Below are 20549 nucleotides of genomic sequence, written 5' to 3' on the forward strand. Positions count from 1 at the left end.
ACTAGAAATATAAAAAGATAGAGGTGATGAGGTTGAGATTTGCAACTGCTGAAGATGGAAGAGGTGTTTTTATCGGGGTCCTGGAAGAAGGGACTGATCTGATTCTTCCCCTCGCTAAGGCGGAAGAAAGAAGGGGCGGGATCAAGGGAATCCCTGAGTCGCTCCTGGAGGCAGTCTCCATGGGGGAAGAATTTGTACATAATGCAAGTGAGCTCCTGAATTGGGCCAAAGGCAATGAAGCAGGGAAGGAGCTTCTGCTTCCGCTCGAATCAGTGAAGCTGCTGGCCCCAATTCCGAAGCCCGTCAAAAACATATTATGCGTGGGGAAAAACTATGCTGAGCATGCCATTGAAATGGGAAGCAAGGATGACATACCTGAGCATATCATGGTTTTCACAAAGGCGCCGACATCTGTTTCGGGTCCGGAAGAGGAAGTGCTTTCGCATGCGGGAGTGACGGAGCAGCTGGATTATGAAGGCGAGCTGGCTGTTGTGATAGGAAAGGCTGGGCGGGGCATCAGTGAGGAAGAAGCCCTCAGCCATGTTTTCGGCTACACGATCATCAATGATGTAACGGCCAGGGATCTTCAGGCAAAGCATAAGCAATTTTTTATTGGAAAAAGCCTTGATTCCACCTGTCCGATGGGTCCATGGATTGTCCATAAATCTGCCATTGAAAACCCAGGCAGGCTGGATATTGAGACAAAGATCAATGGGGAGGTAAGGCAAAGCTCCAATACGGAAAACTTCATTTTTCCAATTGAAGTCATCATTTCCGAGCTATCAAAGGGAATGACCCTTGAGCCGGGAGATATCATTGCTACTGGCACACCCGCAGGGGTAGGGAAGGGATTCAAGCCTCCGCGCTTTCTCAACCCCGGAGATGTAATGGAAGTTACCGTGGAAAAAATAGGGACGCTCCGCAACAGGATAGAGGGTTAAGCTGGAAAATATGATTTTTTTAACACAAATGTCACAAAATCATGGCCGGCTCTTTAAAGCGCTGTGTTTATCTTAGGCTTTTCCATGCAGATATGGTATGATTTAAACGAATTTTTAATAGGAGGCCTGGTGAATGACACACGCTCATATTTTTACCTGGGTTGTAGCACTTGTCTTATTTTTCGCAGCGCTTGGAATGCATAACAGCGGCAAAGCAAAAGGTGTAAAGGTCGTTCAGATGATCTTAAGGCTCTTTTACCTGCTGATCATCGGTACGGGCATTTGGATGCTGACTTCGGGGATCAATATCGATCTTCTGTATGTACTGAAGGCACTTCTTGGCTTATGGGTGATTGCCATGATTGAAATGATCATCATCCGCACTACAAAAGGAAAGAAAACTTCCATCCTATGGGTCCAGTTCGTTGTGGCTGCCATTCTGGTTATCTACCTCGGACTGAGGCTGCCGCTTGGATTCCATCCTTTTGCATAAAAAGCACAGAACAAAAAAACTGCTCCGGCAGTTTTTTTGTTTGGGTCTGTATAGACCGCTCCTGCCGTATTTTCCTCTTCCGGCTCCTCTTCTAACATGCTGCGAAAACATCTATTCATACAATATTTCTATAATAGCAATGTTATCTAACGGTAAATATGGTATTTTTATCATATAGATAAAATAACATAATTGTGGTGGAGATCATGATATTAACTTTAAGCTGTAGATATATACATAAAAGCAGGCTGATTCAATATATACAGGAAAACGCAATTGGTGAATATCCTAATGTCCTTGTGCAGGTATTCTCAGGTGCAGAAGACTGCAGGGATATTTATGAGATACAGGAAACAATGAAGGAACATCTGCCTTCTGCAGCCATGATCGGCTGTACTTCTGCGGGTGAGATATACAATGGGAAAATGCTTGAAGGAGAGACGGTCATCACTTTCTCATTATTCAAGGAAACCCAGGTGAAAACAGGACTGTTTAAAAGCGGGGATTACAGGAATCCATTTGAAATGGGCAAAAGCATTGCCTCGGCGCTTGCCTCATATGATGCCAAAGCCTTGATCCTCTTTTCGGCTGGATTTGACCTTGATATGCAGGCAGTCCTTGATGGTGTATATAGTATCCGTCCTGATATAGCAGTTGCAGGAGGAGCGGCAGGGAATCACAGGAATATGGCTGAAACTGTTGTCTTTGCCGGCGGAGAAACGTCAGGGAGGGGAGTCTCCGCGGCTGTGCTCCAGAACGAAGGGCTTATCGTTGAAGCGGGCAGCAATTACAAGTGGCAGGAAATCGGCAAAAGCTTTAAAGTCACAAAAGCCCGGCATAATCAGATTTTTAGCATTGATGATAAGAAACCGCTGCAGATTCTGAAGCAATATCTTGGGGAAGAGCTCGTCAGGGGCCTGCCGGCATCAGGGATTGAATTTCCCTTTCTGCTGGAGGGGGATGAAGAAAAGGCCTCCATTTTCATAACAAAAGTTTTGGGAAATGGGGCAGTTGAAGTAAATCGCCCTGTAAAAGAAGGACAAAAGCTTGCATTTGCTTATCAGAATATTGATGAAATTATCGAGGCATCTGTTAAAGATCTGCGAAATTTGGCGAGGAAGCCTGCTGAAGCCTTTTTTGTCTATGCATGCCTTGCAAGAAAAGGATTCCTCCTTGATTTTACTCATAAGGAGCTGTCGTGGTTACAGGAAATTGCTCCTGTATCAGGACTTTTTACATATGGAGAAATTGCCGCAAAGGAAGATGGTCCTCCGAAGATGGTGGGACATGCCTTCACATACCTTTCCATCAGAGAAGGAGTGCAGCATGTGACGAAGGTCCGCAAAGGGTTTGGTGAATATGCCAAACCTAAGCATTTCCGTACCCTCTCTGCTTTAACCCATCTGATGCATGCTTCCAAGGATGATATAAAGATGCTGAATAATAGTTTAAGTGTTTCGGAGCAATATTACCGGTCCCTTTTTGACAACAACGCCGATTTTGTCTATTCGACAGATATGCAGGGCAATTTTACAAGCATTAATCCAGCCTTTAAGCGCAACTTCGGTTTCAATGAAAAAGAGGTGATCGGGAAACCGGCGCTCAGGTTCATCGACAGCCGGGATGTGGCCAGGGTCAGGAGGCATTTCTACCGGACGGTGAATGGTAAAGAGCAGTATTATAACCTCGAGATACAATCAAAAAATGGGGCCAGGAATCTTTATGAACTGAAGAATATCCCAATTACTGTGGAGGGTGAGCCTGCAGGCATATACTGCATCGGAAGGAATATCACCGAGCAGAAGAGAATTGAACAGGAAATGACCCAGCTTGCTTATTATGATAAAGATACAGGGCTGCCAAACCGCCTGAAGTTCATGGAAGAACTTGATGATCTGCTGCAGAAGGCAAAGAAGAAGAAGCGCCCGCTTGCTGTTCTTTTTATGGATATAGACCGCTTTAAACTGATTAATGACAGCCTGGGACATTATGCCGGCGACCAGATACTCAGGCAGATAGCCGGAAGGATTGAAGCAATCCTCCCTCCCGGATCCTTTTTCGGCCGGTTCAGCGGAGATAAATTTACGCTTATCCTTGCGAAGGAGGCGGACTCCTCCCGGGTCACGAAGCTGTCCAATCATATTCTGCAGGCAATTTCCTCCCCAGTCTATTACGGGGAGCAGGAATTCTTTATAACCGGGAGCATAGGTGCCAGCCTCTATCCCGGTGATGGACATGAAAAAGAAACATTGATGAAAAATGCCGATATTGCCATGAACCGTTCAAAACATCAGGGGGGAAACAGGCTTACATACTATTCGACGGAGATGAATGAGCAGACGCTGCTTAAGCTGGAACTGGAGAGCTATCTGAGAAAAGCCCTGCAGAAGAAAGAGTTCTTTCTCTGCTATCAGCCCCTGACCAATCTCGAAACTGGTGCCATATATGGGAGCGAGGCGCTGATCCGCTGGAATCATCCGAAGCTTGGACTGGTATCTCCGGGTGATTTTATCCCGCTGGCTGAAGAAACCGGCCTGATTAATGAAATAGGCCATTGGGTGCTGCAGACCGCCTGCAGACAGACGAAAGAATGGCATAATAAGGGGCTCGGGAGCTTAACTGTGTCTGTTAATGTTTCTGTACATCAGTTCCAGCAGCCGGGTTTTGTGCATAAGGTCCTTCAGGTATTGAAGGAAACAATGCTTGAACCGCAGTTTCTGGTTCTGGAGCTGACAGAAAGCTCAATGCTCCGGAATATGGAGAACAGCATCCTTGTGATACAGGAGCTCCAGAGGAACGGCATAAGGGTTGCCATTGACGATTTCGGGACTGGCTATTCCTCTTTGAGCTATTTGAAGCATTTGCCTATAGATGCATTGAAGATTGACCGATCTTTCATAGATAATCTTCGATCCGGCTCGCCTGATATTGCCATTGTGAATGCAATCATCACCATGGGGCTAGGCCTGCATGTCAAGGTGGTTGCCGAGGGAGTGGAGACCGCAGAGCAAATGCGCCTGCTGAAGGACTTGAAATGCCATTTTGCCCAGGGGTTCTTTATACACAGGCCGCTTGGCGCTGAACAGTTTGAAGAAGAGCTTGGCAAAAAAGCTGCTTTGAATCTGTCCTAGATTATTCAAAGAACTGGATCCGTATAGGGGGGAGAAGTATGTCAGGAGCATGGATCTTGATCATTCTTATTGTTGTGCTGATTGTAATCACTTATGCTGTCCAGGCATTCGGAAAGTATAGCAGCCATCCGGTTTTGTCCCAGAAAGAAGTGCTCGAAGCTATAAAAAAGCGAGAAAATGAGGAAGCAGCCGGAAAAAATCCTGACGGGTTTTGAAAACTTTTTGGACATGGTGCTGCTGTCTGATCGGCCGTCCAGGCTGTAGTACTTGAGTTTGAAGGAGGACCGGATGATACCTTTTTATATACGATTCCTGATTATGGCGGCTATTTGGGCCGGTCTGTTCTTTTTCATTGAAAACACAGCCCGCCCCATTTATCTTTTCAGCTGTTCCTTATCTTTCGCAGCTTATTTCCTGCTTGCAGTCACTGAAAGGAAGCTCATCCTTTATTCCTTGATGATGCTCAATCTCCCTCTGATTGCCATTTACTTGGATAGGTCTGCATGGCCTTTTCTGCTGTTGGCCGCGATTTTTTACTTGTACGAAGCAGCCCAGTCGATCCGGCCGGCCGCTTTTTACAGCCTTCTGGGCGGAACAGCCTTACTGGCGGCCTTCACCATGATTTTCCTCAGGCCTTCCGTCATAGCGGTCACGCTGGCCATTGCCGCACTGAGCGTGGGATATGCCGCCTGCATCGGGCTGAATTCGGCGCGCTGCAGACTTGAGGAGCTAAGGGAGCTTTTTGATCAGGTGCTTGAAGAATACCGGAAGGCCAAACGGGTGGCTCTTAAGAATGAAGGGGCAGCAAGGGCAGAAGAAAGGACAAGAATTGCACGTGATATCCATGATTCTGTCGGACATAAGCTGACAGCGCTGGGAATGGAAATGCAGAGCATGCTGCTTAAGGAGCATAACACCAGCATTGCCAGAATGAAGCATTCAGTGGAGGAATGCCTGGAGGAAACAAGGCGGGCAGTACGGGCCCTTAAATCAGAGGCGATTGAAGGAATCCCTGCCATCATCCAGCTGGTGAGGAAGCTGGAGAGCGAAAGCAGCCTGCGGATCCGTTTTACAACAAAGCAAGGGGTCTTAAGCCTTGTCCTTCCTAATATACATAGCATAGCTTTATATCGGATCATTCAGGAGGCTTTGACGAACTGCCTTAAATACAGCGAATCTAGAGAAGTTGATGTCATTCTGGGTGTCTCCTCTGTTGGGGGGGTATCCTTTGAAATCAGGAATGCCTTTCATAGCCCAGGCCCCATTCACGAAAGCTTTGGCCTTAAAAGCATCAGGGAAAGGGTCCATGTGGCAGGAGGCACTGTCCAGATCTATTGTGATGGCAGCCAGTTTGTCATCATGGGGTCCATTCCTGTAAAGGGGGATAAAAATTGAATAGGATATTAATAGTTGAAGATCAAGTGATTGTCAGGCAAGGGCTGAGGATGATCATTGAACAGGATGGTGCCTTTTCTGTAGCCGGTGAAGCGGAAAACGGCCAGGAAGCGATAGAAAAGATGGAATCCCATGGAGCTGACATTATCCTGATGGACATCCAAATGCCCGTCATGAATGGCATAGAAGCGACCAGGATGATCAGAAAAAGGTGGCCAGCCGTAAAGATACTGATTTTGACTACTTTCAATGACGAAGATTATGCACTGCAGACTTTAAGGGAGGGAACAAATGGGTTTTTGCTGAAAACCTCTGACGGACCCCGCCTGCTGCAATCAATCAGGAGCTGCCTGGAAGGCGGCATCAGCATCCACGAACAGGTTGCGGCTAAAGTTATGCCGAAGCTTCTGGACCATTCATGCCACGAAGAGGCAGAAGTTCCGCTTACTCCCAGGGAACGTGATATTGCCAGGCTAATCGGGCATGGAAAAACTAATAAGGAAATAGCAAATGAGCTGTATCTGTCAGTGGGAACAGTAAAAAATCATTTGACCCAGATTCTGCAGAAGCTGGATCTGCGGGACCGGACACAGCTTGCGATTTTTGCAGTCAAGAATGATATTCTCTAAGATTGGCAGATGTTTTCTAAAACAAGTATGGACAGGGATGGCGGGCCAGTCTCTAGTTTGCCTCATTCTGCAATATATTGCGAAAAAAACCAGGGGCTATAGGGATAGCCCCTTTTCCATGCCTGTTTATCGGAAATCTCCTTGAAAAGTGACGGAGGTCACATCGGGAGGCTGGTTTTAATGACGGAAGACAGTAGTGCGGCCTTCCATTGAAGCTGTATATTGAAGGTAATAAGGGGGAGATGGAATGCTGGAGGCTGTAGAGCTTATAAAGAAATTTAAGAATAAAACCGCAGTGAATGGCGTGAATTTATATCTGGAAAAAGGAGAAACTGTAGGGCTCCTTGGCCCGAATGGGGCGGGCAAATCAACAACCATATCGATGATTTCATCCCTTACATCGCCAACGAGCGGGGATGTAAGGGTCAAAAATGAAAGCATCCTCCAGAAGCCGTCCGGACTAAGGAATATCCTCGGGGTCGTCCCGCAGGAAATTGCTCTTTATAATGAACTGACGGCAAGGGAGAACCTTGAATTCTTTGGGAGGATCCACCGTTTGCCCAAACAGAGGCTAAAACAAAAAACAGAAGAAGTACTGGAAATGATCGGCCTTGAGGACCGGGAAAAGGATTTGGTAAAAACATTTTCAGGAGGCATGAAACGGCGCCTGAATATCGGTGCTGCGCTCCTGCATGAACCAGAATTGGTCATTATGGATGAACCTACCGTAGGCATCGATCCCCAGTCCAGGAATTATATTCTTGATACTGTAAAGCGGCTCAACAGGGAAAAGAATATGACTGTCCTGTATACGAGCCATTACATGGAAGAGGTGGAATATCTGTGCGACAGGATCTACATCATGGACCATGGGGAAATCATCGCTTCCGGGACAAAGGATGAAATAAAAAGCATCCTCTCTGCTGAACAGGCAATCAATATAAAGGTTGACCTGATGAGAGGGGAATTCATCCGCCTGCTGGAGGACCATGCCGCAATCAGGCAGCTGTCTGTACAAGAGCAGACTGCGACCATCATCGTTCCTAAACAGGTCCATCTGCTGAAGGATATATTCCGTTCAGCTGAGCAAACCGGCACAATTGTAACAGCTGTCAATATAGAACTGCCTACCCTTGAAGATGTATTCCTGCATCTGACCGGACGGCAGCTCAGGGATTAGGGGGGAAGGATATGCTTTTTCAAATGATCAAAAAGGATCTCCTGCTTTTTTGGCGCAAGCCGCGTGAACTGATCATCCTTCTTCTGATGCCGTTTGTATTGATCTGCATCCTGGGGAATGCGCTCGGAGCGCTGAACAGCGATGAAATCCCGGATCTTGATATCAAGCTTGCAGTATGGGTCCAGGATGATTATGAAGCTGGTGCCGCAGAAGCAGCCGCCATGATAAAGAATTTCCCTATGCCCGATGAAGCGAAGGAAGAAGCTGTAAATGCAGTGGAAATGTTCAACCCTGCTGCCATATTGATTGAGGAAGTTTTCGGCGATGAAGAATTCAGCCGGAGCATCGGCGTGGATTATATTTCAGAGGAGCTGGATTCAGAGCGCCAGGAGGAATACAGCGCGCTGCTGACGATTCCGTCAGGCTTTACCACAGATTATTACCGGCACAGCCTGTTGAAGGAAGGTGACCTTCCGGAGCTTGAATTGCAGCTGAATGATTCAGATGCACTCAGGGCTGGGGTAATACGTGATTTTCTGGCCAATTTCCAGGAGCAGATCTCCTTATGGCAGGGAATCCAGACGCTTGGGATTTCAGCTGTTGATATCAAGGAGGCTGGCATCCATGAACTTGGCGCAATTGAATCTGTCAGCAAAGTAAAGGATGTCAGCTCTGTCAGCTATTATGCCATTGGAATGAGTATGATGTTTGTCTTCTACGTGGCAACCACGGCAGCCAGCTTTGCTTATACCCAGAAGGAAGAACATCTTTACAACAGGATTCTTCTTGCGGATGTTCCCAATTCTATTTTCTTTTCAGGCATCTTTTCTGCTGCGGCCATCGTTTGTTTTTTGCAGCTGAATATTCTTTTCGGCCTGTCGGCACTCTTTTTTGATGTGTCTTATCCTGATATCATGGACTATCTGATCATTACAGGCGTCATTTCTATCATGATTGGAAGTTTTGCCAGCCTGCTTTCTGCAGTAAACTATCGAAGCAGTTCAGAAAGGGCCGGCCGGGTGTTTGGCAATTTTCTTGTCCCTGTATTTGCTTTTGTGGGAGGGAGCTTTTTTCCTGTTTCCCAGCTGGGCGGCATTTTTGAAAGTCTTGGGTCTTATTCGCCCGGGGGAGCGGGGATATCAGCTTACATGAAAATCCTTCAGGGCTATCCGCTTGGAGAAACGGCCGGCCAGCTCTGGTCCCTTGCTGTATTTTCTGCCATACTGCTGTTCGCTGCACTGCTGTTGCAGCCTAGAAAGGGGGAGGCGGCATGATTGGAATGCTATGGGGGAAGATCCTCCTGACATTGAGGAATCCTGGTGCTTTAATTGCCTCTACGATCATCTGCATGGCGTTTGCCTATCTTACCGGGCAGTCCGCATTTGTGAAAATAGAGATTCCGATGTATTCTTCGGCAGATGGAAGCAATGAGGAAATCATAGAAGAGTTGAACAATGGAGATACTTTCTCGTTCGTCCTGCAGACTGAAGACGAGGCAAAGAAGAAAGTGGCTGAAGGAAACGCGGAGGCTGCCTTGGAGCTTGGTCAGGATTCCTATGTAATTTACCATGCGGGGGCTTCGCAAAATCTGCAGCTGCTGAATCAGTATATCGGACGCTATTATATGAAATCAGTGCAGGAACAGCAGATTGTCCAGCTTGCTGACGATCCGGAAGCTGCTGAAAAGGTCTTTCAGAAGGCGGAAAAAGAACCGGCCTTTCAGCTTGGCCTATCCTCTTTCAATCAGAAAGATGCTGCTGAATACAGCCAGCCGCTGCAGTCTTTATTCGGCTTTACTTTATTCTTTTCCATTTATACGGTGGCTTTTACTGTTGCCGAGATCCTTCGGGATAAGCAGTCCGGACTGTGGGACCGGTTCATCTTATCACCGACGTCTAAAGCGGAAATGTACATGGCGAATCTGCTTTGGAGCTTTTTAGTTGGGTACATCCAAATAATTTTTGTGTTTCTTGTCTTTAAATTCGGTGCAGGTATCGATTTTAATGGAAGGTTCGGGACGGTGCTGATCGCTGTGATTCCGTATCTGTTTTCCATTGTCGCGCTTTCCATTTTCCTGACGGGGCTCGTAAAAACAATGAGCCAGTTCAACAGCATCATTCCTTTGATCAGCGTCAGCTTTGCTATGCTCGGGGGGGCGTACTGGCCGATTGAAATTGTCAGCTCGGAGCTGCTTATCGGCATTTCGCGCTTCATACCCATTACTTATGGAATGGAGATGATGAAGGGAGCTGTAGTGTCCGGCAACTCAATCCTGGATATGCTTAATCCAGTAGCGATTCTCCTATTGATGGGCGTAATCCTCATGGGGCTTGGGATAAGGCTGATTGAGAAGAGACATGTATGAGGGAAGAGAAGATAGAAGAGGCATGGATTATTCAAATCCATGCCTTTATTTCTAAGAAGGAGTAATCTTTTCAATAACGAGTCTTTTTCCTGTGTTGAGTGTGAATTCGAACCGGTCGCTCTTTTTTTCGTAATAGCAGAAATGGTGCTGGACATTGCAGATACATTCCTGGTTATCAAAAACAATGAAGTTGACTCCGTTTTTCCGCTCGCTGTCATTCAGGAAGTTCAAGTGGTTATAGCAGTAAATGCAGTCGAAGATTGAGAATTGAAGTGAATTCAAGGTGGTGACAAATTGATAAAAGGCATCATCATTCACTTCATCCAGCAATCTTTCGAGAGAGAAGGTGAGGTGTTTTTTCATCCGGATGCTGTCCTGGTTTTTCAGTGAAATCACTTCATCCGCAAGTCCGATTCGCCCATTTTCAAATAAGACACCTTTTTTCCACCGCTTATACCGCAATACTTCTATTTCCTGATGGAGGAATTCATCCAATATTGAGGCTTCTTCTGTTTCTTCATCGAAAAAAACCCACTGCTCGTTGATGCATTCGACTGTGCCAAGCGTGAATGCCCGGGTTTGGAACTCATAGAGTTTGGTTCGCTGCTGTCTGTTCATCTTGTACCTCCATATGATTCCTTCAACATCCTTTTTAGACATAAAGTCAGGAATTTATAACCTTAAGCTCTTCCAAAGAATGAAAATCGCTGACTATCGTACTGGCAGGAGTCCTGGTGAATGTTAAGATCACAGGTAAAAAAATAGCCAATCAGTATACTTGAATAGTTTATATATTTACATTGGATCCTTAAGAATGTTCATGAAGCCCTCAAAGGGCAGAAATAATAATAGGAGTTCATGAAAAAGGAGGCAAGCGTAATGCGGCAAACCTAACTTTCTATTAAAGCGGTTCTGTATCTCTGCCTAAATCAATAAGATGGTCAGATTTTCTGACATTATTATTTTTGAATAATCATCCTTACGGGACAATTAACCATTTCCTAGGCCCTGCATACAATGGCATCATGCAAAAGGATGTTACCTGATTTCCGCTGACGAAAGGATGATGAAGAATGTGTGGGATAACGGGCTGGATTGATTTTAGCAGAGATTTGCGAAAAGAGGCTGCAGCAGTCGGGAAAATGGCGGAAACACTTGCAAAGCGCGGGCCGGATGACACAAACGTATGGACCGGTATCCATGCGGGATTTGGCCATAAACGGCTATCCGTCGTTGATCCTGCCGGCGGCAAACAGCCGATGTCCAGGCAGGCAAAAGGCAGCGTTTATACAATTTGCTATAATGGCGAGCTTTATAATACAGAAGATATCCGAAAAGAACTCCTTATAAAAGGATATTCTTTCAGCACTCATTCTGATACAGAAGTTCTGCTGACAGCTTATATAGAATGGAAAGAAAATTGCCTGGAGCACTTGAATGGGATATTTGCCTTTGCCGTATGGGACGAGGAGGAAAATCGCCTGTTTATTGCAAGAGACCGTCTGGGCGTTAAACCGCTTTTTTATAAAGAAACTGCAAAGGGGATCATTTTCGGCTCTGAGCTTAAAGCGATCCTGGCCCATCCGGAAGTGCGTACTGAGATTGACCGTGAAGGGCTGGCTGAAGTATTCGGCCTCGGGCCGTCCCGTTCCCCTGGCAGCGGAGTCTTTAGAGGAATAAAAGAGCTTAGGCCAGCCCATGCGCTGGCATTATCAAGGGAAGGGCAAAAAATCTGGCGCTATTGGAATGTGAAAAGTGCGGAGCATACGGACAATCTGGAGGAAACAGCTGAAAAGGTGAGGCATTTATTTACAGATGCTGTCACAAGGCAGCTCGTGTCAGATGTGCCGTTATGCACCTTCCTGTCTGGCGGGGTCGATTCGAGTGCCATTACTGCGGTAGCTTCCCGTGCCTATGAAGAAGAGGGAAAAGGGCCGCTGCACACCTATTCCATCGATTATGAAGATAATGATAAACACTTTAAGGCAAATGAATTCCAGCCTAACTCTGACGGAGCTTTTATCAGGAAGATGACCGAAGAATTCCAGACCATCCATCACACGAGCATTATCTCTCAATGCGAACTGGCAGAACATTTGAGGGAAGCTGTCCTTGTCAGGGATCTGCCGGGAATGGCTGATGTCGATTCCTCTCTCCTGTGGTTCTGTAAAAAAATCAAACAGGATTTTACCGTAAGTCTTTCAGGTGAATGCGCTGATGAGATATTCGGTGGCTATCCCTGGTTTCACCGCCAGGATGATTTGAACCGCAGCGGCTTTCCTTGGATGCGTTCGATCCGGGAAAGACAGCAATTGCTGAAGCCGCATTGGAGGGAGAAGCTCCAGCTTGAAGAATATATGCACAGCAAGTACAGGGAAACCGTTGCTGAGACGCCTGTGCTTGAAGGGGAAACCGCTCAGGAGGCAAGAAGGAGGGAGCTTTTCTACCTCAATAAGATCTGGTTCATGACGACGCTGCTGGACCGCAAAGACAGGATGAGCATGGGAGCGAGCCTTGAGGTAAGGGTCCCGTTTGCTGACCACAGGCTGGTCGAATATGCATGGAATATCCCATGGGAGATGAAGATGCTCGGCGGCCGGGAAAAAGGAATCCTGCGCAAGGCTCTTGAAGGGATCCTTCCGGATGAGGTTTTATACCGCAAAAAGAGCCCGTATCCGAAAACCCATAATCCTGAGTATACGAAAGCTGTAAAGGGCATGCTCTCCGAAATACTGGCAGACAGAAGCTCTGCCCTGTATGAATTCTTTGATGCAGAACAGTTGAAGAACATAACCGAAACAGAGGGGAATTCCTTCCAGGAGCCATGGTTCGGCCAGCTGATGACAGGGCCCCAGCTTCTTGCCCATCTTGTCCAGATGGAAATATGGTTTAAAGAATACAACATTAATATTGCTGATTGACCCTGGAGCCTGCTTTTTGCAGGTTCTTTTCTTTGTATCCGAAGAGACCTGATACCTTAAAGATTGCCAGTTTCAAAGTATCTCTGTATAATGTTTGTATAACTATTGTATAATATCGGAATTTAAAAGGAGGCCAGAAGATGGCTAAAAAAATCGTAATCATCGGGGCCGGACCCGGGGGGCTCGCTGCATCCATGCTCCTATCCAGCCGGGGATATGAGGTGGATGTCTATGAGAAGCAGTCATATCTGGGGGGCAGGACAGGGAGCATAAAGAAGAACGGTTTTACTTTTGACATCGGGCCTACTTTTCTCAGTATGCCCCATATTGCTGAAGAGCTTTTCGCAGCCAGCGGCCGAAGACTCTCTGATTATCTGCACCTTAAGGAATTAAAAGAGATGTATGAACTGGTCTTTGAGGATACTGGAATTCATATGACAAGCGACCGGAATGAAATGGTCCGCAGAATAGAAGAAAAGTTTCCAGGGAACGGCAGCGGCTATCTCCGTTTCATGGAAGATACAGAGAGGAAAATGTCAGCATTGATGCCCATCCTGCAATCACGGATGGACAGGTACCGGCATTATTTAAGCTGGAAGGTCATTAAAGCGCTGCCTGAGCTTTCTCTTGGAAAGAGCCTGTATGATGTGCTTTCCCGTTATTTTGACAGTGAAACGCTTCGGCTCGCCTTTACTTTCCAATCTAAATATCTCGGGATGTCTCCCTGGGAATGCCCTGGCGCTTTTTCGATCCTTTCCTTTATGGAGCATGAGTATGGGATCTACCATCCGATCGGAGGCTTGAACCAGCTGCCCGAAGCGATGGCAAAAGTCACCATGGAGCACGGGGGCAGGATCCATCTCGGCAAGGGCGTGAAGAGCCTTTGGATGGAAGGCCGTGACAGCAGGGGCATCATCCTGGAATCAGGTGAGAAGGTACCTGCTGATGAAGTCATCATCAATGCCGATTTTGCCAAAGCGATGAGCACGATCCTGAATGAGGGAAGCCTGAAAAAATATAAAACCCGCAAACTCGAAAAAAAGAAATATTCCTGTTCAACGTTCATGATTTACCTCGGGCTCGATAAGCAGTATGACCTCCCGCACCACACCATCTGCTTTGCCGGGGATTACAAAAGGAATGTAGAAGAAATTACGAAAACACTCAGCTTGTCCGGAGACCCTTCCATCTATATCCAGAATCCATCTGCCACAGATCCGACACTGGCGCCGGAAGGGAAATCAGCACTTTATATCCTTGCACCTGTTCCGAATAACTTCAGCGGCGTTGAATGGGACAGCAGGCAGGAAGAGTTCAGGAATCTTGTTCTGGATATTGTAGAAAGGAAGACCGGCTTTAAAGGCTTAAGGGATCATATCGAATTTGAAAAAATCATCAGTCCTAAAAATTGGGAAGAAGATCTGCATGTCTATAAAGGCGCGACCTTTAATCTTGGGCATCAGCTTTCACAAATGATGGTGCTGAGGCCGCATAACCGATTTGAGGAAGCGGGGAATACATGGCTGGTCGGCGGAGGGACCCACCCTGGCAGCGGGCTGCCGACCATATTGGAGTCGGCGAGGATTACGGCAAAAATGATACTGGAAAAAGACGGGCTGGAATTGCCGGAACAAGATGGCCGCAGCTTGCCGGGACTGGAGGAAGCATTATGAAAACGGCGGTTATCGGCGGAGGGATCGGCGGTATGACATCTGCACTGCTGCTGGCAGACGATGGCCATGAAGTCGTCATCTTAGAAAAGGAAAATAAGCTTGGAGGAAGGCTTGCATTTATGGAGGAAGACGGCTTCCGGATCGATCAGGGGCCAACAATCGTCCTGCTTCCTGATATGATTGAAAGTATCCTGGCAGAAGCAGGGCTTGGGAGGGATCAGTATGAAATGATAAGGCTGGATCCGCTCTATAAAATTACTTTTCCGGACGGAACCGATTATACCAAGCATGCTGACATAGGCGAGCAGGAACGGGAAATAAGCCGGAAATTCCCTGAAAGCCTCGCGGGGTTTCAAAGGTTTATGAAGGATATGGACTATCGTTTCCATACGGGCAGGCCTCAGTTTCTTGAACGCCCTTTTTTGGAGAAGGGAGACTTCTGGAATAAAGAGACACTTTCCTCTTTAGCGAGAATGAACGCCCACAAAAGTGTCGATAAACAGCTTTCATCTTATTTCAAGGATGAAAGACTGAGGATTGCCTATGCTCTCCAGACCTTATATATCGGGGGCAATCCGCTGAGCACCCCTGCCATCTACAGTCTTGTGTCTTATAGTGAGCACAAGCATGGCATTTTTTATGTGAAAGGGGGTTATGCCAGCCTGATTGGAAAGCTTGAAGAACTGCTTAAGAAGAAGGGAATAGAAATCCGCCTTGGGAGCCGTGTTGAAAAGCTGCTCACTGATGGCAGGGAGGCCAAGGGAGCCATCGTCAATGGAGAGGAAGAAAAATACGACTCCTTTATCCTCAACGGAGATTTTCCTGTAGCGGAAAAAGAGCTGCTGGACCGCAGGAAGAATTATAAAGCCTCCTCCGGCTGCCTGCTTCTATATTTCGGGATCGGGAAGGTTTATGAAGAAGCGATGGTCCACCAGTTTTTCATCGGCCGTGATTTCAATAAAAGCATGGAGGAGATCTTCAAACAGCAGCAGCTTCCGGATGATCCCTCTTATTATACATTCTATCCTTCAGCGATCGATGATTCCCTTGCCCCTGAAGGGAAAAGCGTCCTTTATGTACTCATACCCGCTCCATCAGGAGAACATATCGACTGGAGCAGCAAGGATGAGTATGTCGACAGGATCATCAGCCGGATTGAAAAGGATAGCTTCCCCGGTCTGCGGGAACATATAGAATGGATGAAGATCAGGACTCCTGAGGATGCTCTCCGCGAGGGACTGTATGGAGGAGGAAGCTTTGGGATAGCTCCTTCCCTGTTCCAGTCAGGTATCTTCCGCCCTCAGCTGAAGCCTTTCAAGGAAAAGAACATCTATGCGGTCGGTGCGAGCGTCCATCCTGGCGGGGGGATTCCTATTGTCCTCCAGGGAGCAAAAATGCTGGCTGACCATATAAAGCATGAGCATAAGAAGAATTCACAAACGGAAGGAGTGTCGATCGTTGGATAAAGCTGCAGCGGCCTATCAATATTGTGAAGAGGTCATTAAAAAGAATTCAGCCACATTTCACCGGGCTTTTTCTTTCTTGCCGCCTGAGAAAAAAAGGGCTGTCTGGGCCATTTATGCTTTTTGCCGCAGGGTTGATGATATTGTGGATGAAGGATCGTGTCCAGAGGAAGAGGTGGCTGCTTTTGAAAAAGAATTTGCCGTATTCCTCGAAGGCGGGCTGCCCCATCAAGATGTTATGCTGTGGACGGCTCTCAGAGATGTGTTTGTCAGCTTTGACATGGACAGCACTCCTTTCTTTGAAATGATTGAAGGTCAGAAGATGGATTTATACAAATCAAGATATTATACTGTCGATGAACTTCTTCACTATTCCTATCATGTGGCGAGTACGGTCGGCCTGATGCTGCTTCCTGTCCTTGCGCCTGAAAATGCGGGACAGCTGAAGCATGGCGCCATTAAGCTGGGGCAGGCTATGCAGATTACCAATATACTTCGCGATATTGGAGATGACCTCAAAAGAGATCGGGTTTATCTTCCTGCAGCATTGATGGAGAAGCACGGATATAAGGAGGAAGAACTGCAGTCAGGCCAGCTGAATGCCGCTTTTTTCGGTCTGTTCGAGGAGCTGGCGAAAATCGCCGAGCAATATTATGAAGAAGCGCTGGAAACGATCCACTTGTATCCTCCTTCTTCCAGGACACCAGTCAAGGGTGCTGCCGTCCTTTACAGGGCCATCCTTAATAAAATCCGGAAGAACGGATATAACTCATTTGGAGCAAGAAATTATGTGACGAAGGAAGAAAAAGCAAGGCTCCTCGCTACAATATAAGAAAGGCCTGGCTGCCGCCAGGCCTTGCTGTCTCTTTAGCCGGCAGCTTCTTCCTCCTTGCCGGCCCTGCCGATGAACGATTTTTCCATCCATACTTTGGAGCGCCAACGCCAAAGCATAAGGATGCCCCTCAGCCATTCATCTGCAATGAAGGCGATCCATACCCCAATAAGCCCGAGTCCAAAATGGATCCCGGCGATATAAGAAATGGTGACAGACACACCCCACATGGACAGGATGCCCATATAGACAGGGAACTTTACATCGCCAGCCGCCCTTAGCGAGCTGATGACGACCAGATTGAAGGAACGGCCGGGTTCAAGGATGATGGTCAAAAGAATCAGCGTGCTTCCAACTTTGATGATATCCTGATTGTCCGTAAAGATTCCCAGCAATGAGTCTGAGAAAAAGGTGAAAACGACAGCTGCTCCCACTGAAATCGCAATTGCGAGCTTCAAGCTTCTGATGCACCTTTGATAGGCTGATGCAAATTCTCTTGCCCCGATCATGTGCCCGATCATAATCTGGGTTCCCTGGCTGATGGCGAGGCTGAATAGAAAAATGAACATCATCAGATTCTGGGCATAAACCTTTGCCGTCAAAGCTTCTGTCCCAATCATTGCCACAAAATAGGTGATGACCATCTGAGAGGCGTTATAAGACAGCTGTTCGCCAGCAGAAGGGATGCCGATTTGCAGGAGGTTCCGCAGATGTTCCTTCGGGAAGCGGAAAAGGAGCCTGAAGGGCAGTTCTCCTTCCGTACGCTTAATCAGGACCAGGATGGAAGCAGCAAGGCCGATCGTTCTGCTGACTGCAGTAGAAATGGCCACGCCCTCTACGCCCAGTACAGGAATCCCAAAAGGTCCGAAGATGAAAAGGTAATTTCCGATGACATTCAGTATATTCATCCCGATGGTTATATACATAACATCTCTTGTAAATCCGTAGCTTCTGATGACGGCCCCAATGGTCATGATGAGTGCCTGGACAAAGGAAAAGCCGCCGACGATCACAAGATAAACATTTGCTTCATCCATCAGTTCCGAGGGAAGATCCATCAGCTTCAGCATGGGCTTGCCAAAAATAATCAGGACTGCACTGAGCAGTATGCCGAAGCAAAGGTTGGTCCCAAGGGACACCACCGATATTTCACCGGCTTTCCCAAGCTGTTTTGCACCCAGGTTCTGGGCAACCAGGATGGAGGTGCCTGTTGCTACAAATCCAAACATCACGATGATGAGTGACAGAATTTGGTTTGAAACCCCTACAGCAGCAACAGAGTTATCGGAATACTGGGACAGCATAAGCGTATCAGCATTCCCCATCAGCATATGAAGCAGTATTTCAATGAAAATAGGCCAGGTGAGGGCAAATAAAGTTAAGTTCTTTTTCGGTTGTTTCATTTTACATATCTCCTAAACAATGCGGTGTGATTCTTTGAGATAAAAGAGTGCCTCCCCCGGGAAGTCATTATGCGCAAAGAAAGGGCTGGCAGAAGTGCCAGCCTTATAAATGTTGGTTTGAAATTTTATAGCTCAAAGGACAATATGGCAGCCCCGTAGCCTTCCAATACGGCAGACAGGGAATCTGCTTCAGCCGCATATTCTTCCTCTGTCAGCAGATCGGTGATTTTTTTCCCTTTTAAAGGAAAAGGGAGGGAGAATGATGCTTCTTCACTTGAAGCATTCAAGAGGATGACAATCTTCCTGTTACCCGAACTTCTGGCAAATGCAGCAACTGTACTCTCCTCAGGAAGCTCAAGAAATTCCAGAACTCCCTCATTTGCCAGCAGGGGCTCTGATTTGCGCAATTGGATAAGCTTCTTTGTATGTTCGTACATTTCCATACTGTATTCTTCTTCATCCCATGGCATGCATTCCCGGCATCCCGGGTCCATGCCGCCGGAAAGTCCCACTTCATCTCCATAATAAATGCAAGGGGTTCCGATATAGGTCATCATAAATGTGAATATCAGCTTTGCCTTTTCAAGCGAACCCCCGCACTCCGTCAGAACCCTCGGGGTATCATGGCTTCCAGCCAGGTTGAAAGCAGCCTCGTTAACATTATCAGGATACATATGGATAACAGAGACCATATTCTCCGCAAATTGGCGGGGGCTGATTGCTTCTTTAGCAAACAGATTATGAACATTTGTCAGGAATGGGTAATTCATTACAGCATCGAACTGGTCGCCCCTGAGCCAAGGCATGCTATCATGCCAGATTTCCCCGAGGATATAAAGATCCGGTTTGATGCTCTTCACTTCAGCACGGAATTCGCGCCAGAACTGATGATCGATTTCATTGGCAACATCCAGTCGCCAGCCATCGATATCGAATTCCCGGACCCAATAGCGCCCGACCTCCAGGAGGTATTCCTTTGTTTCCGGATTTTGCGTATTGAGCTTTGGCATGGACTCGACAAACGCAAAGGTGGAATAGTTTGGACGTTCTCCGCCTTCCAGCGGAAATTCTCCAGCATGGAACCAATCTTTATATTGGGAATCCCCCTGGTTCTCCAGAAGATCCTGGAAGGGGGGGAATTGATATCCGCTGTGATTAAAGACAGCATCGAGCATAACTTTGATTCCTTTGTCATGGCAAATCTTCACAAGTTCGCGGAAAGTTTCTTTATCTCCGAACTGGGGATCGATTTCATAATAATCTATTGTATCATATTTATGATTGGAGTATGCCTTGAATATGGGTGTGAAGTAAATCCCGGTAATACCCAGTCCGGCAAGATAATCTATATGGTCAATGATTCCCTGGAAATCACCGCCAAAGAAATTATCAGGTTTGGGCTCCTCGCTTCTCCACGGCTTTGTATCCGGTGGATTTAAAGATTCATCACCATTAGCGAATCTTTCAGGGAAAATCTGGTACCATACCGTATCCTTCACCCATTCCGGAGCCCTGAAAACCTCGCTTGCATGCAGGTACGGGAAGCAGAAGAGGCTGCCGGGATCTTCAGGAAGGGAGTCAAAAAAGCCTTTTTCTGTATAAACGGCCTGCTCGTCTCCTGACTTCAGGCAAAAGCCGTATCTTGTCCTTTTAAACTCTGGCTCGGGCTCAGCCAGCCAGTAATCAAATAATTGGTCTGATCCCGTTTTTTTCATCGGGATCCGGCGGCTTACCCAGCCATCTTCATTCCATTCATATTGGTCTCCGTAAATAAGTTCAGCTTCCTCGATATTGCCTTTCTTGGCTTTCAGCCTGATATGGAGTATGTTTTCGCTATAGGCATACGCAAAGCTGTCAGCAGGCTGGTGAAATATTGACGACCTTTCCAGCATAAATTTTCCCCTCTCTTGTGCAATCGATTGCATCGCAAGTTGACTTTTTTAAAATTTATCAAAGAACAGGCTTTCATTCAAGCTGGAGCTCTTATATCAGATATAAACTTTTTAGCGATAATGTTAAAAAAGGGGGTTGTCAAAATGAAAATAGCAAGTATAATAAAGTTAAAGTTTGTGCAATCGTTTTCACAGGCGGCTGTCCCGAAGGTCTTCAGCGGTTATTTTTTT

At 46.8% G+C, this 20549-nt stretch carries 16 protein-coding genes; 13 read left to right on the forward strand and 3 right to left on the reverse strand.

Annotation, left to right across the window (positions count from 1 at the left end; translation table 11 throughout):
* Positions 1-32 precede the first annotated feature (32 nt).
* The 9 genes from N288_RS06785 to N288_RS06820 all read left to right on the forward strand — a co-directional run bounded on the left by N288_RS06785 (position 33) and on the right by N288_RS06820 (position 10134).
* On the forward strand, positions 33-941 hold the full coding sequence (locus tag N288_RS06785) for a fumarylacetoacetate hydrolase family protein (RefSeq protein WP_022543595.1): 909 nt from the start codon (positions 33-35) through the stop codon (positions 939-941).
* Positions 942-1074: 133 nt separating this feature from the next.
* Positions 1075-1434, forward strand: coding sequence for a YisL family protein (locus N288_RS06790; protein WP_009794028.1), 360 nt, complete (start codon positions 1075-1077; stop codon positions 1432-1434).
* Positions 1435-1640: 206 nt separating this feature from the next.
* On the forward strand, positions 1641-4565 hold the full coding sequence (locus N288_RS06795) for a bifunctional diguanylate cyclase/phosphodiesterase (RefSeq protein ID WP_009794029.1): 2925 nt from the start codon (positions 1641-1643) through the stop codon (positions 4563-4565).
* A 38-nt stretch (positions 4566-4603) separates the two neighbouring features.
* On the forward strand, positions 4604-4780 hold the full coding sequence (locus N288_RS25070; protein ID WP_009794030.1) for a hypothetical protein: 177 nt from the start codon (positions 4604-4606) through the stop codon (positions 4778-4780).
* A 73-nt stretch (positions 4781-4853) separates the two neighbouring features.
* Complete coding sequence (locus tag N288_RS06800; protein WP_022543596.1) at positions 4854-5960, forward strand: sensor histidine kinase; 1107 nt, start codon at positions 4854-4856, stop codon at positions 5958-5960.
* The gene (locus N288_RS06805) at positions 5957-6589 is read left to right on the forward strand and encodes a response regulator transcription factor (protein WP_009794032.1); all 633 of its coding nucleotides are present in this window, start codon (positions 5957-5959) and stop codon (positions 6587-6589) included. The genes N288_RS06800 and N288_RS06805 overlap by 4 nt, the downstream gene beginning before the upstream one ends.
* 247 nt (positions 6590-6836) lie before the next feature.
* The gene (locus N288_RS06810; RefSeq protein ID WP_009794033.1) at positions 6837-7769 is read left to right on the forward strand and encodes an ABC transporter ATP-binding protein; all 933 of its coding nucleotides are present in this window, start codon (positions 6837-6839) and stop codon (positions 7767-7769) included.
* Positions 7770-7780: 11 nt separating this feature from the next.
* Complete coding sequence (locus N288_RS06815) at positions 7781-9043, forward strand: ABC transporter permease (protein ID WP_009794034.1); 1263 nt, start codon at positions 7781-7783, stop codon at positions 9041-9043.
* Positions 9040-10134: an ABC transporter permease gene (locus tag N288_RS06820; RefSeq protein WP_009794035.1), complete on the forward strand. Its 1095-nt coding sequence runs from the start codon at positions 9040-9042 to the stop codon at positions 10132-10134. The genes N288_RS06815 and N288_RS06820 overlap by 4 nt, the downstream gene beginning before the upstream one ends.
* 51 nt (positions 10135-10185) lie before the next feature.
* Here N288_RS06820 and N288_RS06825 read toward each other — a convergent pair whose 3' ends face one another.
* A complete protein-coding gene (locus tag N288_RS06825; protein ID WP_022543597.1) occupies positions 10186-10752 on the reverse strand; it encodes a DUF2777 domain-containing protein in 567 nt (188 codons plus the stop codon).
* A 455-nt stretch (positions 10753-11207) separates the two neighbouring features.
* Here N288_RS06825 and asnB point away from each other — a divergent pair, with 455 nt between their 5' ends.
* From asnB to N288_RS06845, 4 genes are all read left to right on the forward strand, one after another.
* Positions 11208-13055: an asparagine synthase (glutamine-hydrolyzing) gene (gene asnB / locus N288_RS06830; RefSeq protein WP_009794037.1), complete on the forward strand. Its 1848-nt coding sequence runs from the start codon at positions 11208-11210 to the stop codon at positions 13053-13055.
* Between the two features lie 140 nt (positions 13056-13195).
* Entirely contained in the window at positions 13196-14728 is a 1533-nt protein-coding gene (locus N288_RS06835) for a phytoene desaturase family protein (RefSeq protein WP_009794038.1), read from the forward strand.
* The gene (locus tag N288_RS06840; protein ID WP_009794039.1) at positions 14725-16194 is read left to right on the forward strand and encodes a phytoene desaturase family protein; all 1470 of its coding nucleotides are present in this window, start codon (positions 14725-14727) and stop codon (positions 16192-16194) included. Before N288_RS06835 ends, N288_RS06840 begins: the two co-directional genes overlap by 4 nt.
* Entirely contained in the window at positions 16187-17023 is an 837-nt protein-coding gene (locus N288_RS06845; protein ID WP_009794040.1) for a phytoene/squalene synthase family protein, read from the forward strand. The genes N288_RS06840 and N288_RS06845 overlap by 8 nt, the downstream gene beginning before the upstream one ends.
* 35 nt (positions 17024-17058) lie before the next feature.
* On the opposite strand, the gene N288_RS06850 is transcribed toward N288_RS06845, so the two are convergent.
* Positions 17059-18426, reverse strand: coding sequence for an MATE family efflux transporter (locus tag N288_RS06850; protein WP_009794041.1), 1368 nt, complete (start codon positions 18424-18426; stop codon positions 17059-17061).
* A gap of 125 nt (positions 18427-18551) precedes the next feature.
* Positions 18552-20315 (reverse strand): alpha-glycosidase, encoded by a 1764-nt coding sequence (locus N288_RS06855; RefSeq protein WP_035402737.1) that lies wholly within the window; start codon positions 20313-20315, stop codon positions 18552-18554.
* Positions 20316-20549: the final 234 nt, after the last annotated feature.

It is taken from the genome of Bacillus infantis NRRL B-14911, from assembly GCF_000473245.1.
Classification (GTDB): domain Bacteria; phylum Bacillota; class Bacilli; order Bacillales; family Cytobacillaceae; genus Bacillus_AB; species Bacillus_AB infantis.